This window comes from Brevundimonas sp. (assembly GCF_046299595.1).
Taxonomy (GTDB): Bacteria; Pseudomonadota; Alphaproteobacteria; order Caulobacterales; family Caulobacteraceae; genus Brevundimonas.
The window spans coordinates 860,923-876,624 of the sequence record NZ_JBKBHQ010000001.1 but is presented as its reverse complement, the minus strand read 5'-3'; the positions used below and the strand labels follow the sequence as shown (position 1 = coordinate 876,624).

The window sequence follows — 15,702 nt, the reverse complement described above, 5'->3', positions numbered from 1 at the left end:
GGACTGATGGAGGACCGAGTGAACTCGGTCCTCTTTTTTGCCAAATGACTGAAATCATTGGGTTGAGGACTGAGGTAGGACTGAGGACCGAGAACTCAGTCCTGAGGACCGAGTGCACTTTCACCCCCTTCCGGATAGACCCAGACAGCCGGGTTCTCGACGTCGAGGCAGACCCCTGAATGCGGACATTTGTAGTGGCTGGGGAGCACCTGGCGCGGCTCATCGAAGACCTCGCCGGTCTCCTCGTCGACAGTGCCAGCAGCGGCGAACTCCATGCCCTCGACACAGAGATATCCATAGCGGGAGCGGACGGCCGGATAACCGAACGGCGCACCGTCCCGGAGGAACTTGACGTAGCCTTTGGTGGCAAGAACGCTGATCCGGTCGCGGATCGTGAACTTGCCGCCGAGACCTCCTTTATTCTCGAACTTTTCCGTGAACTGGGTGACGGTATAGAGGCGGCCTTCCGCAGCCTCGTCGAGCAGCATGCCAAGGATTACATCGTGTTTGCGCACCCGTTCGGCATCGAGTTTGGCGCCGACATCCTTGCGGACAAGCCGCTCGTTCATGGGGTTCAATTCGACCCATTCACCCCTGATCTTGTCGACCAGCTTGGGCTGCAATGCCGGTCCGTTGCGCAGCTCGATTTCCAGACGCCGCTGGGGGCTTTCCTCATCGGGCCGGTGCAGGATCAACCCGGAGGTGTAGAAGCCGCGCAATGCGCTCGCACCGGAAAGTGCCAGGAACGGATCGTCCTTGACCTGCTGTTTCGACAGCTTCTTGGTGTGGTGAACGAGGATGACCCCGCAGTCGGGATTGATATGGTCGCGCAGGACCTCGACCCGATCTTTCAGGAAAAACATCATGGCCGCGTTGTCGTTTTCGCCGCCGCCGTCGGGCCCGCCGTCAAACAGGTTGCGGATGGGGTCGATGCAGATGATGTCGACAGGATCGGTCGGAAACGCTCTCCGGATCGCCTCGGCCACGCGCATGCTGCCCTCGGCATCAAGCAGCATTTTCAACTTCGGGGTGGCGATGAGGTTGTCGCGCGCGGCAGCCAGCAACTCGGTCGGCAGCGCGATCTGCTGTATGCGTTCGCGCAGGTAGTGGTACTGGATCTCGGCCTGCAGATAGAAGATGCGCAGCGAGCGCGGCGGCGTAAACCCGAGAAATGGCTGGCCGGCCGCCATATGGACCAGCCAGGAAATCAGCAGGTCGCTCTTGCCGACCTTGGGGGCGCCGCCCAGCACCAGCAGACCACCCGGCGTCAGCACGCGCGGCGCAATGATATCCGCTGGCATGGGGCTGGTGTCGTCGAGCAGCGAGCCCAGCGTGAAAGCGGGGATCTCATTCGGGGCTGGTTCCGCGCTATCCAGGCGCACCAGCGGAGGACCGTTACGCTCGACATGCAAGCGCCACAGCCGATCTGATTCCGCCTTCAGGCGATCGATCGGCCAGCTCGGCCGCAGCATGGCGGCATTATACTGGCACATCGCTTCCCAGCCTTCATCCGGGCTGATGCGGCCATCATGGACCTGGCGGATATAGTGGCCGATGGCGGCACTCGCGCCCTCGAACCGGGACCAGGCATCCGCTCCGCCTTCATGAACCGGGGTGGTCAGCACATCGGCGAGAGCCGGCTTGTCCGCAGCCGGGGCCGCCGCTGCGCCAATACCGGGCATCAGCGACATGGCCGAGACCATCTCGGCAAAATCAGCGAGGTCCACCTCCCGTTTGGGAACGTGCCGCAGGATCTGCACCATGCGCTGGCTGCCGCCCTTGTGGTAGATCGTGCCGGGCACACGGATCGGCTGGTGCGCGGAACGAAAATGGGTATCGCCCGCAACCTTGGCGGCGATCATGCCGCGCAGGGCACAGACCTGCTCGACATCGGCACCGGTCGCGGGTTCCGACAATTTCCACCAGACATGGAGCTTGTGTGCGCCTTCGGGCGTTCGCCCGCCGCTTTCCACGACCAGAGTGGGATCGCCCAGATGATCGGTGAGGTAAGTGAGCTTGGCCCCGATATCGCCAGTGTCGATATCGACAACGATGGCCTGCATCGCGGCAATGTCGGCGGACTTTGCCTGCCCCTGTTCGGCAACCGTGCCGGGGATGACATAGACCGCCGCGCCCTCGCGGCCCGCCCAATGGGCGAATGTCATCATCTTGTCGGGCGCTGCCGCGTCGGCATTGATCCAGATATTGTTCGGCCTGCCGTCGATGCCCTGGCCTTTGTCGATGAAGCTGCGGACCGGGATCAGGCCGTCGCAATAGCTGAAGACCACATCGACAAAGGCGGCGATCTGTGCGGGATCGGGCTCGAGATAGAGTTCCTCGAGCGCGACCGCGTCGTTGAAGTCGCGCCAGGGATTGAAGTGGACGATATTGTCGTCGCTCACTAGGCCATCTCCCAACAACGGGTCGCCCATGCGCAGAAACGACATTCAAAATGCTCACGGGTCCGGGTGAAGCGCGGCAGCAGTTCCCCGGCATCGGTCGCGGTCAGGATCCGCACGGCCTTGTCGCTCATCCGCTGGGCGAGATCGGCGTCGAACGGGACCAATTCGTGGTGGAGCTCGGCCGTGTCCTTGTTGATCGCGGTGAACAGCGCAGGCGCGGCCGAGATGCCCGGCACGCTCGCTTCCATATAGGCTTGGTAGAGCGCGATCTGGGCAGCATAGACGGGCTTCGACCGCGTCACGCCCTCCTTGACGCAGGCCCGCCAGTTCTTCGCGTTCATGGTCTTGCATTCCCAGAGCGCGGGGACACGAAGTCCAAGCGCCGCAGGAGCACCGGCGATGATCCCGTCGACATGACCGCGCAGTCGCCCCCCAGCGGTCGAGAAGCCGAACTGCTCGCCGTCCGGACGATTGCCTTTGCGCGTGAACAGATCGAGGCCGGCACCGCGCAGCCAGGCTATGGCCAGATCTTCCAGGGCGTGACCCATCGCGAAAATCCGCAGGGTTCGGCCCGAGAAGTCCGCATTTTCGTCCTTGGGCGTGGCCGTGAACTCGAACTGGAGCGCGCGTTCGCAGGAAACGCCCACTCGCGAGCCGCCGAGATAATCCCGCGGGCTGCGCGCGGCGTTGTCTGCCACGAGATGGGTATCGACGAGGGCGTTCAGACGTTCGCCAAATGCGGGACGGTGATTGAAGTCCAACATCAGAACGGCACCTCCATGGGGTCATCCACGGCTGCCTGATGCATCGCGGTCTGGAAGCCATCGATCGCGACGGTGATCAGCTGGAGCATCTGCTCCTGCGACCATTCGCTGGGCGGGGAGTGCCAGCCGATCGTGTCGATCAGGGCTGCGACAGGTTGCAGCGCGGCGCGGATTGCGGCCTCTTCCTGGGCGGTCAGATCAACCATGTCCTGCACCTTGCGCGCCCGCAGCCAGAAGAAGCGCTGGCAGCTGATGGAGCAGAACCACACAGAGGGGCCCGATCGTTTCGTACGTTGCGGGCCCGACCAGCCGAAGCCAGAGGTTGGACGAAGGCAGACTGCACACAGCAACCCGCGTGGATGCCAGCACCGCAGTCGCTTTTCCGCAGAGGGCGATTTTTCCATGGGCGATATCCATCACGCCGCCTCCCGCCAGCCATGCGGATCCGCGCCCATCACGAGGCTGCGGATGGCTGACTGGTTGAAGCGGAAGGAGAGCAGCGCGGAGGCGTGGTAACGCGTCAGGCCGTAGTCGGTCCGATAAGACGGCGGCAGGAAGGCCAGCTGCTTGTCGGTCGGCGGTTGCCGTAGCCATCCACGGCTCTTGTGGGCGGACTCGTCGCTCTCATGGGTGTTGAGCCAGTCGTCTGCGGCAGCGAGGCAGATGCTGCGCTCACCCATGGCCAGCAGATGTGCGGACTTTTTGGGCTGACCGCCGATGCCGTACCAGCGACCGTTCAGGAAGAAGACTCCGGCCCATGCGTGAAAACCGTTGGCGACGAGTGCGGCATCATCGCCGAACAGATCCACCCACTCGAAGCTCGAACGCTTCAACAGGTCGATTTCGGCCATGATGAACTGGCCGAGCGGCTCGGCAGGATCGCGCGACGAGCCTTCCCAGATATGACCGCACAGAGGACATTCGGTTACGGCGGCCGGCACGACAGCACCGCATTCAGGGCATTCCTTGGTCGGCGCATCACCGTTGGCCTGCTTGCCATCCAGATCGACGTCCTGCTCAAGCGAGCCATGGATCAAGGTCGACGTCCCGAAGTCGAGGACAATGCAGTCGGTCTTGACGATGCCGGGATATTCTTCCGGGTTTACCGTGCGCAGGCCACGACCGATCATCTGGATCATGGTCGACTTGAACGAGCTGGGGCGCAGCAGGATGACGCAGGAGGTCGGGGGGTGATCCCAGCCTTCGGTCAACACAGCGACATTGACGACCACCTGAATGTCACCGGCATCATAGGCGGCCAGGGTGGCACGACGGGTCGCGTCATCAAGATCGCCATGTACGACTGCTGCGGGAATGCTGTTTGCATTGAAGGCGTCCGCGACATTCTCGGCATGACTGACGGTCGAGCAGAACGCGACCGTCTGGCGGTCGCCGGCCTTCTCCCGCCAATGCGCAATGACCTGTTCGGTCACGGGCGCCTTGTTCATGATGGCGTCGACCTGACCCATGTCGAAATCGGCAGCCGTCTTGCGCACCTTGCCGAGATCGTCGCGAACCCCGACGTCGATCACGAAGGTCCGCGGCCGCACGAGATGGCCCGAGGCGATCAACTCTCCCATGCGGATCTGGTCCGCCACGTTGGTGAACACCTCGCGCAGCCCCTTGCGGTCACCGCGGTTGGGCGTGGCTGTGACCCCGAAGATGCGCGCCATCGGATTGCGGTGCAGCACCTGGTCGATGATGCGGCGATAGCTGTCGGCAACCGCGTGATGCGCCTCGTCGATCACCAGCAGGTCGACCGCCGGCATGGCGTCGAGATTGGCGGGCCGGGAAAGGGTCGGCACCATCGCGAAGGTGACCTGGCCATCCCAGCATTTGCTGCCGGCATCGACAACCGAGGTCGACATACCGGGATTGACCCGGGAGAATTTGCCCCGGTTCTGATCTGTCAGTTCATCGCGGTGGGCCAGGACACAGGCCTTGGCGCGACTGTCGCCGATCATCTGGCCCGCGACCGCGGACAGGATAATGGTTTTGCCCGTGCCCGTCGGAGCCACACCGAGCGTGTTACCGTGGGTGTCGAGCGCAGACAGGCTGCGCTCGACGAAAAGGGACTGTCGGGGACGAAGGATCATGGCGTGCTCCTCACTGTGCCCAGGCGGGACGACCGCCGGTTGCAGGTGCCGAGGAGAACTGAGGCGATGCAGCCGCCGGCGTGGCCGCGACCGATCCCTTCAGCGCCGAGTACTCGCGGTGGTCCGGGGTGACGGCGGTGCGGATGTCATTCTTTTCATCGCCGTTGCTATCGGTGCCGACATCGATGCGGGCGACGAACTCCAGCCCGTCGAGGTCGCCAAAACCGCTGATGCGGCGTGCCGCCTGGGCCTGCGGGCTGTTGTCCTTGTCGGAAATCCCGCGCGCCGAGTTCAGCATTGAGCGCACCAGACCGCGCCCCATATTGGCCCAGTCGGGGCCCTTCGGGCTGTAGAGTCCGATCATGCCGAACACCTTGCGCTTGGCGAAGGGGCCTTCGAGCACCGTGTATTCGATGTTCAGATAGACCGAACCGGTGGTGCCACGGGTGGCATAACCACCAGTCCAGCCCTGGCTGGGATCGTCATGGCCGCCCGGCCGGATGGTCATGCGGACCTTGGCGAGAGTGCCCTTGGGGATGAGGTTGGAGGTCTGTTTGGCGTCGTTGAAATCGTTCCAGCTACCCATGATGGGTCTCCTTGTTCAGGTCAGTTTTGGGGGGATTGGGTGTCGGGCGCCGACAGATCGGGCAGGCCGAATTCCAGCCGGTCGCTGGCGGGCGTGACGGGGCCACGGATCTTGGCCATGAGCCGGCCCAAGTGCGGTTCCTCGACCAGCGCGAGACGGCCAGACCGGTCCTTGGCCGGATAGGACCACGGGTTGATCGTCTGGCAGATGAAGGCACGCGAAGCGTTTCCGGCCTCGTCCTTCACCTCGGCCATGGTCAGGACTTCATCGACGATGCCCGGCAGCTCGAGTCCGGTCTTGGACCCGTCGATCTGCGGCTGGAAAACCTTGCGATTGAAGTCGTCCAGCTTCTCGTCGAGGATGCCGACGAACCAGACATTCTTCGTCCGGGTGTGCTGAAGGTGGGTCAGCCAGGCGATCATTTCCCGGCCGTGCAGACCGTAGGCACCGCGCATGTCGGGCTTGCCGGTCTTGTCGGAAAATGCCTCGGGCTGACCCTTGCACCACTGGAAGCACAGGCGCCCAGCAACCGTGATCGAGTCGATGAAGACCGTCTCGTACCGGTCGATAGCCGGGGCATCGCCGAACCGGGCACACACCGCATTGTAATGCGCCTGGCTGTAGACCTGATCGTCGCGCAGCGCCGGGTTCGGCCCGCCGATGAACACCGCAAAGTCCCGGCATTCCTCCCAGGTGCGGGGACGGATGCTGTCGCCGGTCCACCCTTCGATGGCGAGGTCACCCGCCTCGAGGTCGAAGAACAGGGTCGTCGTTGCCGGAAGCGTCCAGAGCAGACTGGTCTTGCCGATGCCGGATTTGCCGAAGATAACGCCCTTGATGCCGCGATTTTCCGCGAGACGCTGATCCGCCGAAATGATCGGGAGAGTCATGCTGCGCCCTCCAGCTTGAGCTTGAAGCTGGGGGAACCGCTGCGCACCGTCCGGGCGGTAGTGAAGGCGCTGCGAATATGGCTGGGCCAGGCCACGAACTTGCGCTCGGAGACCTTGAAGCTGATGTCGACATATTCGTGGGGGTCTTCGCCGTCGGCCTTGATGCGCTCGACCAGCTGGGCCAGTTCGAACTGATCCCAGTCGACCTTTTTCGGCAGGTCCGCGACAATCGTTACATCGCCGTCGGTAAAGCGGGCAGCGCCAAAATCCTTAACGGCATCGCTGCGCGCCTGCTGCGCACGATCGGCATATTTGAGGGCGAGCGCGCCATTGAGCCAGTCGCTGGCCGTCTTGGCAAAACGCAGGCGCTCCTCGATCTCCTGCTGGAGATTGGCGAGCACCTCGGCCGGCAGGGCGACGATCTCGCCGACGGCCATGTGAACGAAATCGTCCACGCTGATGTGTTTGGGGATGGTCATGTCGGCCGCCCTCACGCCACGGCCGGCGCATCAGCGCGGGCGGTGTTGTGCCGGGCCTGGGCAGCTTCGAACGCCTCGACATCTTCGAGGCGATAAACGACGCGACCGCCGAGCTTGATGAATTGCGGGCCTTCGCCCGTCCACCGCCAGCGCTCGAGCGTGCGGTGGGAAAGGTTCCAGCGAGCGGCAAGCTCGATCTGGGAAAGGTGTCTGGTAGCCATTGGCGTCTCCTTGGTTTCGGTTCGAAAACCTGCGGAGACACTGGCTGTGCGGGAGGGGTAAAACCGACCCGGTGGAGAGGGGTAAAAGAGGTGGGAAAATCGCTAAAGTTCAAAGCCCCAGAGGCCGTTGGCGGATTTCAGGTAAGGCGCAAGCTCCGCCCAGCGCTTCTTTCCAAACACGTCTGCAAGCCTCTTGGGAGCGGTGCTATCCGAGGACAGCAATTCCCCGAGTCTGAAACGCTTTCCGTCGTGGAAGCCTTGCACCAGTGTCGCGATGATCCTTTTCTGCGGCACCGACTTGAAGTCCATTTTGACGCGGCCGTGAAAGATCAGCTGCTGGCCGTCCGGGGAAAGCCACAATGGGGTATTCACGTCGACCACAGGCGCTCCTTCCAGTCGTGCCACCAGAATTTCCGGCCGGATCGCCAAACCAAAATCGGCAGAGATCACGTCAGCAAGATTTACGATCAGATGGCCGGGAAGCGCATTGCTGAACAGCCTCTCGTGGGGCGTGCTGGTGACGATGACCCTGATAGTCTCATGCGGGCGTCTTTTGGTCAGATCTTCAACTTTCTGCCAACAGTCCAGGTCAGATAGTCGGCGTGCAAACCAAATGGGCAGGCGCTGTCGACGATTACGGATTTTCGCGTTGCCAAGTTCCCACAACACATCGTCGACAAGGGACGTCGATCCTGTACCTCCAGAAACATCGAGATCCTTTACAACGTGGGCGAGCAGCGCCGGCATGTTGACGCCGAACATGGTCAGCCTTTCCCGGGGCACTCTGATCCAGGCCGCGGCCGGGTTGTAATAGCCAAAACAACCGTGCTCGCCCGACCAGATCAAAGGCAGCGGTTCATCACTGTGATCCAGATCCAGTGGCGCCGCGAAGGTATCTCCTCGCGGCGCCAGCAGGTTGGACTGCATCAGTTGCTTGCCTTGACGGGGATAAAAGTCGTCGAGGACCGAAGCCGCGATTTTCCCGCCCGGCGTTTCAGCAATCGTCAGCATCAATCGGGCGGCCGCCTGATCAATCATCGCTGCCAGTGTCCCCGTACAGGATGCCCCAACGGCGCAGGTACTTTTCGCCAATCAGCTGCTCTTCCGGGGTCAGGTCCTTGAGATTGCAGCCGTGCGGCATCGTGATCGTCAGCGCCAGCACACGCCCACGCCGCGCATCCCCTTTGGGTTGGAAAGCGATGCTAAGCTTTGCCTGGGTGACCACCCAGCCGCCGAGAAGCGGATTACGGTCGCCAAAATGCCTCGCGGCCATCTCCCAGATAGTCTCCTCGCTGCCGCGCATGCACTCCAGAGTCACGCGCTGCCCCTGATTGTCCATCGGCATCAGGCGCAGCTGCTTCAAGGTGACGGACTCGATTCCGTCGGCAGCGTCCCGCGGGAAAGCATGGTGCTGTTGAAGCGGACTCAGATCATAGTTGCGGGACGGCAATTTCTCGCTGGTGAATTCGATCTGGAGCAGATCACGCACCATGATCCGGGCCATGGCTTCACGGCTCTTGCTGTCGTTCGCGACCACCTCAACCACGCCGGTGGCGGGTTCATAGGTCAGGGCGGCCTCGAATACCGGGCTGCGCACGCGGCGAACCAGATCGCCTGCGTCAAACTCCAGAACATCATCCGGCAAGCCCTCGCGGTACACCGCGATCTGGATCAGTTCGCAATCCTCACCGTCGAAGGTGGGGCGACGGCGGTCAAAGATATCGATGTGGATGTTAGGCGAGGCGAAACATTCGCGCAGCGCCGTCTTGAATGCGTCGAGAGCGGCCGGATCCTTGTTCAACGGCTGATCGGCGGCGACAATGAAACCCGCCCACGAACGCCCACGGCGACGTTCGTCGGTGTAGCGGACCTCCTCGGCACGGCGGAAGCGGTCCGGCTGATTGAGAAACATCCAGAATGCACGGTCATGCGCGCCGCCAAGGCTATCAAGAAAGGCCTTGTCTTCGGCAACGCTGTAAAGTGCGATCTGGCCAACTTCACTGACCAGGTCGCCAATCCGACCCGCGTCGAGCGCCAGACGGGCCTTTTCAGTATCCGTCAGTTCATCGACCGCCTTCAGAAGGGGCGGCAGGATTTCCGGCTCGGGGACCGCCCAGTCGATATTTGCAGGCAGGCCAATGCCGCTGTGCTCAAAATAGGCACGGAGGGTGGGGGTGGAGGTTTTGCGAATGATGGTGGCAATCGAGGTCATGGGGGACTCCTTGAGCAGAATCAGGCGTCCTTGCACGCCGATCTGCTAAAGAGCGTATTTCCGTCCATGTGGCGGGTCAATCGAAAATCTACGCAGATTAGCGGATTTGCTGTGGATTACCCGAACAGCGATCCCTGACGATCAGATTCCCCAAGTAGTTTGAGTACCTTGAGCCTGACTTGAGCAGCCTCCTCGGAAACCTGAAACGTCTCCATCACTGCACCAACGATCTGTCGACCATGGTCTGACCGCACTGCCACGGCAGCGTGGAGATCACGCTCCTGGCAATAATCGGACACCAGGCGGCGTATGGATGTGACCGGCATCAGTATCGCGCCGCTCACATAACCGGCTTGCCACTCCATCCAGTCATAGTTCGCGGCTTGAATGATGGTGTCGCGCTTGCAGATCGCCTTGTTTTCATGGCTCCTGCGGTCGAACAGTTGGCCATGCTGAAACTTGCCCGCCCACAGGTGCCGGTGGAAATGCACATGGCCGAACTCATGGGCCAACGTCGTGCGCAGCCGGTTCTCGCGCCGCGGATCGTTAGCCAACCGGTCCGATATTGCGACTTCGGGATCCCCGTCCGGATGGAAGGCCGTGACGCCCTCGACATCGTCCCCATAGATTGTCAGGTCGGCAGAGGAATCCAGGCTGGCGTCGTTGAGCTCGATCAGCAGATGGAGTTCATCCGTCGTGATACGGGGGCGTGCCTCTTGGTTCCGCTTGCGGTGCAGATCCCGGACAAGCCGCTCACACTCCCGATCGAGTTCGTCGTTCGTGTAATAGGGGCGCTCTGGAAATCGGCCTTTTGGGTCCCGTATCATCCTCATCGCCGTCGCTCCGTCAGTTGGTGATGGCGCGACGGAAATTGACGAATGCCTCGGCCGCCTTGGCTGGGTCACTGACTTGGCTGCGGATGTCGTCGGGTATCTTCCCTGCCAGCAAGAACAGAACGCCTTCGTCGATGCTCAGAACCTCCGCAAACTGCCGGATCAGGTGATCCGAAGTGGGGCTGCGCCGATCATGCTCGATATCGTTGAGGTACTGCGGTGAAATCGCTGTGCCGTCTTCCTCTTTCATGATCTTCGCAGCCAGCTCCTTCTGGCTGAGAGCCTTGGCCTTCCTGGCTTTGGAAATCTGACGTCCAAAACTCGTCCCGTCAGTGGTCATCGGTTCATCATGGCTTGGGCCAACCCTCAAAATCACGCTTCTATGCGGATTAGCGTAGTTGCGAGGGGTTCCAGGGTCAAGAACGCATTGCCGTGAACTCCGGCCGCACACGCGGGAGCCGATGTCAGAATGTAGCCGAACAGCGACCCTCCGCGAATCAAATTGCGAAGCATTTCGCAGGCGTTCCGACCGACACTTCAAAGATGCGGATCGTGACCACCAAGCAATGCTCATGATTTCGCAAGACTGCGATAACCATCTGAAATGTATTGTTTTGCGAGACTTTTCGGACCTACCGTGTCGCCAGCCACCCACTATTGCGAACGGTCTCATGTCCTCCGTTACCTCCAATCCAAATGGGCTTTGCCCCTCCAAGATGTCGTCAGACACCCGGCTCTCCGAGTTGGGGCGCATCGTGGCCGCCGGCGTGCTGCGCATGCGCGAACAGTCCAGTCCTTTATCTGCCGCGAGCGGAGATAGTTCACTCGCAATCCTGCCCACCAGGAGCGTCAGTCGTCCCCGGGCACGAGCCCGGAATGGAGGACAATGATGCACAAACAGGATGACAATGCGCAGGTGCTGGCCAGGCTGGCGGGCCTGAAAGACATGACGGTCAAGCAGCTGAAGGCCGAATGGGAGAAGCTGTTCAGCAGCGAGGCCCCCAACAACAGCCGCTCGTTTCTGGAACAGCGCTTGGCCTACCGGATCCAGGAGCTGACCTTCGGCGGGCTGTCGAAGCCGGTGCGCCAGCTGCTCGATGCCCTGGCCGACGAGGTCGAGGGCAAGAATGTCCGAAAGTCGGTGATCAGCGACCCGCGCAACCCGGTCATCGGCACGCGGCTGGTGCGCGAATGGAACGGGGTCGAGCACGTCATCACCGTGCTGAAGGACGGGTTCGACTGGCAGGGGCGCCGTTACAAGTCGCTGTCGGCCATCGCCCGCGACATCACCGGCACGCAGTGGAATGGCTACCGGTTCTTCGGCCTGCGGGAACGGAAGGACGCGGCATGACTGATACAGCACCCCGGCGGCGCCTTCGCTGCGCCATCTACACCCGCAAATCCAGCGAGGAAGGGTTGGACATGGAGTTCAACAGCCTCGATGCCCAGCGCGAGTCCTGCGAGGCCTATATTGCCAGCCAGCGTGCCGAAGGCTGGGTCTGCATGCGCGAACGTTATGACGACGGCGGGTTCTCGGGCGGCACGCTCGATCGGCCGGGGCTCAAGGCCCTGCTGGAAGACGTCGAGGCCGGTCTCGTCGACGTCATCGTCGTCTACAAGATCGATCGGCTGTCCCGCTCGCTGATGGACTTCGCCAAGCTGGTCGAGGCCTTCGACCGGAACAACGTGACCTTCGTGTCCGTGACGCAGGCGTTCAACACCACGACTTCCATGGGGCGGCTGACACTCAACATCCTGCTGTCCTTCGCCCAGTTCGAGCGTGAGGTCACCGGCGAGCGCATCCGCGACAAGTTCGCGGCCAGCCGCGCCAAAGGCATGTGGATGGGCGGGTTCGTGCCGATGGGGTACGATGTGGTCGATCGCAAGCTGGTCATCAACGATGCCGAAGCCGCCACGGTCCGCCACATCTTCCAGCGGTTTGTCGAATTGGGATCGGCGACCCTGCTGACCCGGGAACTGGTGGCGAGCGGCACCCTCAACAAGCGGGGCAAGCCGATCGACAAGGGGTTCCTGTACAAGCTCTTCCGAAACCGGCTTTATATTGGTGAGGCCGTCCACAAGGGCACAAGCTATCCCGGGGAACATCAGGCCATCATCACGCCTGAGCTGTGGGATCAGGTCCATGCCATCCTGCAGGAAAGCCCGCGCCAGCGTGCGGCCAACACTCGCACCCAGACCCCGGCACTCCTGAAGGGGCTCATCTTCACCGATCGGGGCATCGCCATGACGCCGACGGTGACGAAAAAGGGCAGCCGGCATTACCGCTACTACACCTCGATGGACGCGATCCGGAACCGGGCCTGCGAAGGCCGCGACAGCTTTGTCCGGCTCAATGCCGGCATGGTGGAATCGGCCGTCGTCCAGCACATCCGGTCGTTGCTGCGCACGCCGGAAATCGCGGCCCGGGCGATGGAGGCAGCGCGGCGGACTGCACCGGACATCGACGAGCACGATGTGGTCACCGCGCTGGCGGGATTTGACGGTCTTTGGGAATCGCTGTTCCCGGCCGAGCAGGCCCGGATCGCCCGGCTGCTGATCGAGCGGGTCACGGTCAGCGCCGATGGGCTTGCGGTCGACCTGCGCACCGAGGGCCTCGGATCGGTCATCCGGGAAATGGTCATCCCGAAGCAGGAGATGGCAGCATGAGTGCCCCCACGACCATGCGGGTGTTCATTCCGCTCTCCATCCGCAAGCGCAACGGGCGGCCGAAAATCGTCCCCCCGGCCGACATGGTGCCGGACACCGGTAGAGTCGATCCACATGTGCTGAAGGCGGTCGCCAAGGCGTGGAGCTGGCGGCGGAAGCTGGAGAACGGGGAAGCGGCGACCATTCAGGACATTGCCGAGGCCGAGGGCATCTCGGACCGCTATGTCGGGCGCATGCTGCGGCTGGCCTATCTGGCCCCAGCTGTGCTCGACAAGCTGCTGATCCAGCGCACGCCGCCCGCCGTGTCGATGAAGGACATGGCGGCGGCATCTGAGCTAATGTGGGCTGAGCAGAATATGACCATGTTTGGATAGAAACACGGATCATAACATTGAGATTATGAGATTTTATGAAGGCCTCGCACTTTGACGAGCGGTCGCAGCTTCGCGCCATGGATTGATAAAATCTCGCTGCTCAGGTTAAAGGGCACGGTGCGTTGACGCTATCGTTGATTATGGCCCTGCCTGATTGTTGGCTGAGTTACGCAACAAAAGTGCTAGAAGGGGTAATGATGAAACGAACAGTGTTCACGATCGGCTACGAGGGGGCAGAGCTAAATGCCTTTCTGGCGACACTGACATTGGCTGGCGTGGAACATCTGCTCGATATTCGTGATGTGCCGGTCTCACGTAAGCGCGGATTTTCCAAGTCAAGTCTCGCGGATGCCCTCGCTACTGCCGGTATTGGCTATACACACCTGAAAGCGCTCGGCGATCCGAAGCCTGGGCGTGATGCGATGAAACGGGGCGATTATGCCGCCTTTCTCACAATTTACTCGAAGCACATCGCCTGCGAAGAGGCGCAGCAGGCACTCAACATAGCCATAGATATTGCGCAAATGGCAAAAACAGTGTTGCTCTGTTACGAGCGTAATCCCAGACATTGTCACCGGACAATCGTGGCCGAGCAGATTAGCGCGCGTGAAGATTTCGATGTGCGTCATCTTGGAGTCAATGAAATGCGGTCATTGCAGGAAAAATCTGTGCGTTGCGCCGCCAATGGATCGCTCATTTCATTGCCTGCGTGACCTTATGGTTTAACTTCGTGGCTGTTGACCACGAACTCAATGGCATAGAAGGTTGTCGTCGGAGGGGGATCTATGGCTTCACGGAAGGCGCGGATCCTGATCCTCTGCAAGACCTATCCGTCTCCAAGTGAAAAACATGTCGAGACGTCATGCGTCGCCGGCGTCGAAGAGGGCGGCCAGCTTATTCGACTTTTCCCGGTGCCGTTCCGCCTGATCGGAGATAACCAGCAGTTCCGCAAGTGGCAGTGGATCAATGCGCGCATCGAGAAAGCAACGAACGACCGAAGACCCGAGAGCCACAAGATTTTCGTCGACACAATCGATTGCACCGAACAACCGCTTCCAACCCATAATGGCTGGGCAGACCGTCGTGCAGCTATCAGCAACATCCCCGTATTCGATGACTTCGCTGAACTCGAGAGAGATCGGCAAGCGCACAACACTACACTCGGGCTGTTGCGGCCAGCATCAGTGATAGCTCTCGAAATTACCCCAGCCGATAGGCCAGATTGGTCAGAGGAAGAGCATCAGAAACTAGTTCAGAATGAGCGCCAGGCAGGGCTTTTCGACGCTGCGGATGCTCGAAATTTGGCGAAGCTGCGTAAGGTGCCGTTCGCTTTCCATTACCGTTATACCTGCAAAGATGGTGATCAAGCCCATGAGTATCGACATAAGATCGCTGACTGGGAGGCGGGAGCGCTTTACTGGAATTGCGTCAAAAGCCATGGAGAAAATTGGGAAGCGCCATTTCGTCAAAAGCTCGAAGCTGCTCTGCCAGCAGCCGATCTTATTTTTCTAATGGGCACTATTCACCGGTTCCCGGATCAATGGCTAATCGTAAGCCTCCTCTATCCGCCCAAGCCGGCACCTCCGCCGGCACAACAGTCATTCCTGCTCGATTAGTTACTCACAGGGGCGGCGTTCGCGCTCGCTACAGATTTGCGCTGCAGAACGCCCACCTCGGATTCTCTAACCGCAATGGCTGCCGGGATTGCATAGAGAACTGCGCGGCGACGCCATATCCGTAACACCCTGAAACAAAGCGATGTTTTTAATCCGAACCTTTTTCGCAGAGGTTCGGGTGAAAAGAGACAAAAGCCGGTTGGAGACCGATTTGGGGCGCCTCGGCAGTCTCTGAGGTTCGGCCGCCACCGGCAAAACCGCGCGGAAGTTGGGGATTTTCCGGCCTCGGAAGGCCCACCTCGTTGATTCGCATTGAGATGTTGGCGGTGAGAGAGGGATTCGAACCCTCGATAGAGTTTCCCCTATACACGCGTTCCAGGCGTGCGCCTTCAACCACTCGGCCACCTCACCGTTTCCGGTCTGCCGCTGCTGATGGTGCGGGCGCGCGGCCCGCGCGGGGAGGTCAGGCCCCGAAAACAGCGCAGGGCGAGGCAAATAGACCACTTGCCCCCTCTCGGCAAGACAGGCCGCACGCCCCATATGTATGCGCGCCGACACCCCC

Annotated in this window: 17 protein-coding genes and 1 tRNA gene; 5 read left to right on the top strand and 13 right to left on the bottom strand. The window is 61.2% G+C overall.

Features of this window, described 5'->3' with window-relative positions; genetic code table 11:
- Positions 1-95 precede the first annotated feature (95 nt).
- The 12 genes from ACK4E3_RS04425 to ACK4E3_RS04370 form a co-directional block, all read right to left on the bottom strand.
- The gene (locus ACK4E3_RS04425) at positions 96-2,447 is read right to left on the bottom strand and encodes an AAA family ATPase (protein ID WP_409696923.1); all 2,352 of its coding nucleotides are present in this window, start codon (positions 2,445-2,447) and stop codon (positions 96-98) included.
- Positions 2,402-3,166 carry a PD-(D/E)XK nuclease family protein gene (locus ACK4E3_RS04420; RefSeq protein ID WP_409696920.1) on the bottom strand — a complete coding sequence of 255 codons (765 nt, stop codon included), beginning with the start codon at positions 3,164-3,166 and terminating at the stop codon, positions 2,402-2,404. Before ACK4E3_RS04420 ends, ACK4E3_RS04425 begins: the two co-directional genes overlap by 46 nt.
- Entirely contained in the window at positions 3,166-3,570 is a 405-nt protein-coding gene (locus ACK4E3_RS04415; RefSeq protein ID WP_409696917.1) for a DUF6511 domain-containing protein, read from the bottom strand. Before ACK4E3_RS04415 ends, ACK4E3_RS04420 begins: the two co-directional genes overlap by 1 nt.
- 12 nt (positions 3,571-3,582) lie before the next feature.
- Positions 3,583-5,262, bottom strand: coding sequence for a DEAD/DEAH box helicase (locus ACK4E3_RS04410; RefSeq protein ID WP_409696914.1), 1,680 nt, complete (start codon positions 5,260-5,262; stop codon positions 3,583-3,585).
- Between the two features lie 10 nt (positions 5,263-5,272).
- Entirely contained in the window at positions 5,273-5,848 is a 576-nt protein-coding gene (locus ACK4E3_RS04405; RefSeq protein WP_409696912.1) for a hypothetical protein, read from the bottom strand.
- A 20-nt stretch (positions 5,849-5,868) separates the two neighbouring features.
- Positions 5,869-6,738, bottom strand: coding sequence for an ATP-binding protein (locus tag ACK4E3_RS04400; RefSeq protein WP_409696909.1), 870 nt, complete (start codon positions 6,736-6,738; stop codon positions 5,869-5,871).
- Positions 6,735-7,217: a hypothetical protein gene (locus ACK4E3_RS04395; RefSeq protein ID WP_409696906.1), complete on the bottom strand. Its 483-nt coding sequence runs from the start codon at positions 7,215-7,217 to the stop codon at positions 6,735-6,737. The genes ACK4E3_RS04400 and ACK4E3_RS04395 overlap by 4 nt, the downstream gene beginning before the upstream one ends.
- A gap of 11 nt (positions 7,218-7,228) precedes the next feature.
- On the bottom strand, positions 7,229-7,438 hold the full coding sequence (locus ACK4E3_RS04390; protein WP_271259080.1) for a helix-turn-helix transcriptional regulator: 210 nt from the start codon (positions 7,436-7,438) through the stop codon (positions 7,229-7,231).
- Between the two features lie 102 nt (positions 7,439-7,540).
- Positions 7,541-8,476: a hypothetical protein gene (locus ACK4E3_RS04385; protein ID WP_409696902.1), complete on the bottom strand. Its 936-nt coding sequence runs from the start codon at positions 8,474-8,476 to the stop codon at positions 7,541-7,543.
- The gene (locus tag ACK4E3_RS04380) at positions 8,469-9,650 is read right to left on the bottom strand and encodes a hypothetical protein (protein ID WP_409696899.1); all 1,182 of its coding nucleotides are present in this window, start codon (positions 9,648-9,650) and stop codon (positions 8,469-8,471) included. The genes ACK4E3_RS04385 and ACK4E3_RS04380 overlap by 8 nt, the downstream gene beginning before the upstream one ends.
- A 116-nt stretch (positions 9,651-9,766) precedes the next feature.
- Positions 9,767-10,483 (bottom strand): ImmA/IrrE family metallo-endopeptidase, encoded by a 717-nt coding sequence (locus ACK4E3_RS04375; RefSeq protein ID WP_409696896.1) that lies wholly within the window; start codon positions 10,481-10,483, stop codon positions 9,767-9,769.
- 13 nt (positions 10,484-10,496) lie between these two features.
- On the bottom strand, positions 10,497-10,823 hold the full coding sequence (locus ACK4E3_RS04370) for a helix-turn-helix domain-containing protein (protein WP_409696893.1): 327 nt from the start codon (positions 10,821-10,823) through the stop codon (positions 10,497-10,499).
- 549 nt (positions 10,824-11,372) lie between these two features.
- Between ACK4E3_RS04370 and ACK4E3_RS04365 the strand changes: the two genes are divergently transcribed.
- The 5 genes from ACK4E3_RS04365 to ACK4E3_RS04345 all read left to right on the top strand — a co-directional run bounded on the left by ACK4E3_RS04365 (position 11,373) and on the right by ACK4E3_RS04345 (position 15,140).
- Positions 11,373-11,834 carry a DUF2924 domain-containing protein gene (locus ACK4E3_RS04365; protein ID WP_409696890.1) on the top strand — a complete coding sequence of 154 codons (462 nt, stop codon included), beginning with the start codon at positions 11,373-11,375 and terminating at the stop codon, positions 11,832-11,834.
- Positions 11,831-13,150 carry a recombinase family protein gene (locus ACK4E3_RS04360; protein WP_409696886.1) on the top strand — a complete coding sequence of 440 codons (1,320 nt, stop codon included), beginning with the start codon at positions 11,831-11,833 and terminating at the stop codon, positions 13,148-13,150. The genes ACK4E3_RS04365 and ACK4E3_RS04360 overlap by 4 nt, the downstream gene beginning before the upstream one ends.
- Positions 13,147-13,524 (top strand): hypothetical protein, encoded by a 378-nt coding sequence (locus tag ACK4E3_RS04355; protein ID WP_409696883.1) that lies wholly within the window; start codon positions 13,147-13,149, stop codon positions 13,522-13,524. Before ACK4E3_RS04360 ends, ACK4E3_RS04355 begins: the two co-directional genes overlap by 4 nt.
- Before the next feature lie 194 nt (positions 13,525-13,718).
- Positions 13,719-14,237 carry a DUF488 family protein gene (locus ACK4E3_RS04350; RefSeq protein ID WP_409696881.1) on the top strand — a complete coding sequence of 173 codons (519 nt, stop codon included), beginning with the start codon at positions 13,719-13,721 and terminating at the stop codon, positions 14,235-14,237.
- Positions 14,238-14,309: 72 nt separating this feature from the next.
- Positions 14,310-15,140, top strand: a complete 831-nt coding sequence (locus ACK4E3_RS04345; RefSeq protein ID WP_409696878.1) for a hypothetical protein — start codon at positions 14,310-14,312, stop codon at positions 15,138-15,140.
- Between the two features lie 321 nt (positions 15,141-15,461).
- On the opposite strand, the gene ACK4E3_RS04340 is transcribed toward ACK4E3_RS04345, so the two are convergent.
- Positions 15,462-15,551, bottom strand: a tRNA-Ser gene (locus tag ACK4E3_RS04340).
- Positions 15,552-15,702: the final 151 nt, after the last annotated feature.

Excerpts from the sequence above, each read along its gene's own strand:
- ACK4E3_RS04400 (WP_409696909.1), bottom strand. The coding sequence starts at position 6,738 with ATGACTCTCCCGATCATTTCGGCGGATCAGCGTCTCGCGGAAAATCGC.
- ACK4E3_RS04415 (WP_409696917.1), bottom strand. The coding sequence starts at position 3,570 with ATGGAAAAATCGCCCTCTGCGGAAAAGCGACTGCGGTGCTGGCATCCA.
- ACK4E3_RS04345 (WP_409696878.1), top strand. The coding sequence starts at position 14,310 with ATGGCTTCACGGAAGGCGCGGATCCTGATCCTCTGCAAGACCTATCCG.
- ACK4E3_RS04425 (WP_409696923.1), bottom strand. The coding sequence starts at position 2,447 with ATGTCGTTTCTGCGCATGGGCGACCCGTTGTTGGGAGATGGCCTAGTG.
- ACK4E3_RS04380 (WP_409696899.1), bottom strand. The coding sequence starts at position 9,650 with ATGACCTCGATTGCCACCATCATTCGCAAAACCTCCACCCCCACCCTC.
- ACK4E3_RS04365 (WP_409696890.1), top strand. The coding sequence starts at position 11,373 with ATGCACAAACAGGATGACAATGCGCAGGTGCTGGCCAGGCTGGCGGGC.
- ACK4E3_RS04385 (WP_409696902.1), bottom strand. The coding sequence starts at position 8,476 with ATGATTGATCAGGCGGCCGCCCGATTGATGCTGACGATTGCTGAAACG.
- ACK4E3_RS04405 (WP_409696912.1), bottom strand. The coding sequence starts at position 5,848 with ATGGGTAGCTGGAACGATTTCAACGACGCCAAACAGACCTCCAACCTC.
- ACK4E3_RS04410 (WP_409696914.1), bottom strand. The coding sequence starts at position 5,262 with ATGATCCTTCGTCCCCGACAGTCCCTTTTCGTCGAGCGCAGCCTGTCT.
- ACK4E3_RS04420 (WP_409696920.1), bottom strand. The coding sequence starts at position 3,166 with ATGTTGGACTTCAATCACCGTCCCGCATTTGGCGAACGTCTGAACGCC.
- ACK4E3_RS04395 (WP_409696906.1), bottom strand. The coding sequence starts at position 7,217 with ATGACCATCCCCAAACACATCAGCGTGGACGATTTCGTTCACATGGCC.
- ACK4E3_RS04355 (WP_409696883.1), top strand. The coding sequence starts at position 13,147 with ATGAGTGCCCCCACGACCATGCGGGTGTTCATTCCGCTCTCCATCCGC.
- ACK4E3_RS04390 (WP_271259080.1), bottom strand. The coding sequence starts at position 7,438 with ATGGCTACCAGACACCTTTCCCAGATCGAGCTTGCCGCTCGCTGGAAC.
- ACK4E3_RS04360 (WP_409696886.1), top strand. The coding sequence starts at position 11,831 with ATGACTGATACAGCACCCCGGCGGCGCCTTCGCTGCGCCATCTACACC.
- ACK4E3_RS04375 (WP_409696896.1), bottom strand. The coding sequence starts at position 10,483 with ATGAGGATGATACGGGACCCAAAAGGCCGATTTCCAGAGCGCCCCTAT.
- ACK4E3_RS04350 (WP_409696881.1), top strand. The coding sequence starts at position 13,719 with ATGATGAAACGAACAGTGTTCACGATCGGCTACGAGGGGGCAGAGCTA.
- ACK4E3_RS04370 (WP_409696893.1), bottom strand. The coding sequence starts at position 10,823 with ATGACCACTGACGGGACGAGTTTTGGACGTCAGATTTCCAAAGCCAGG.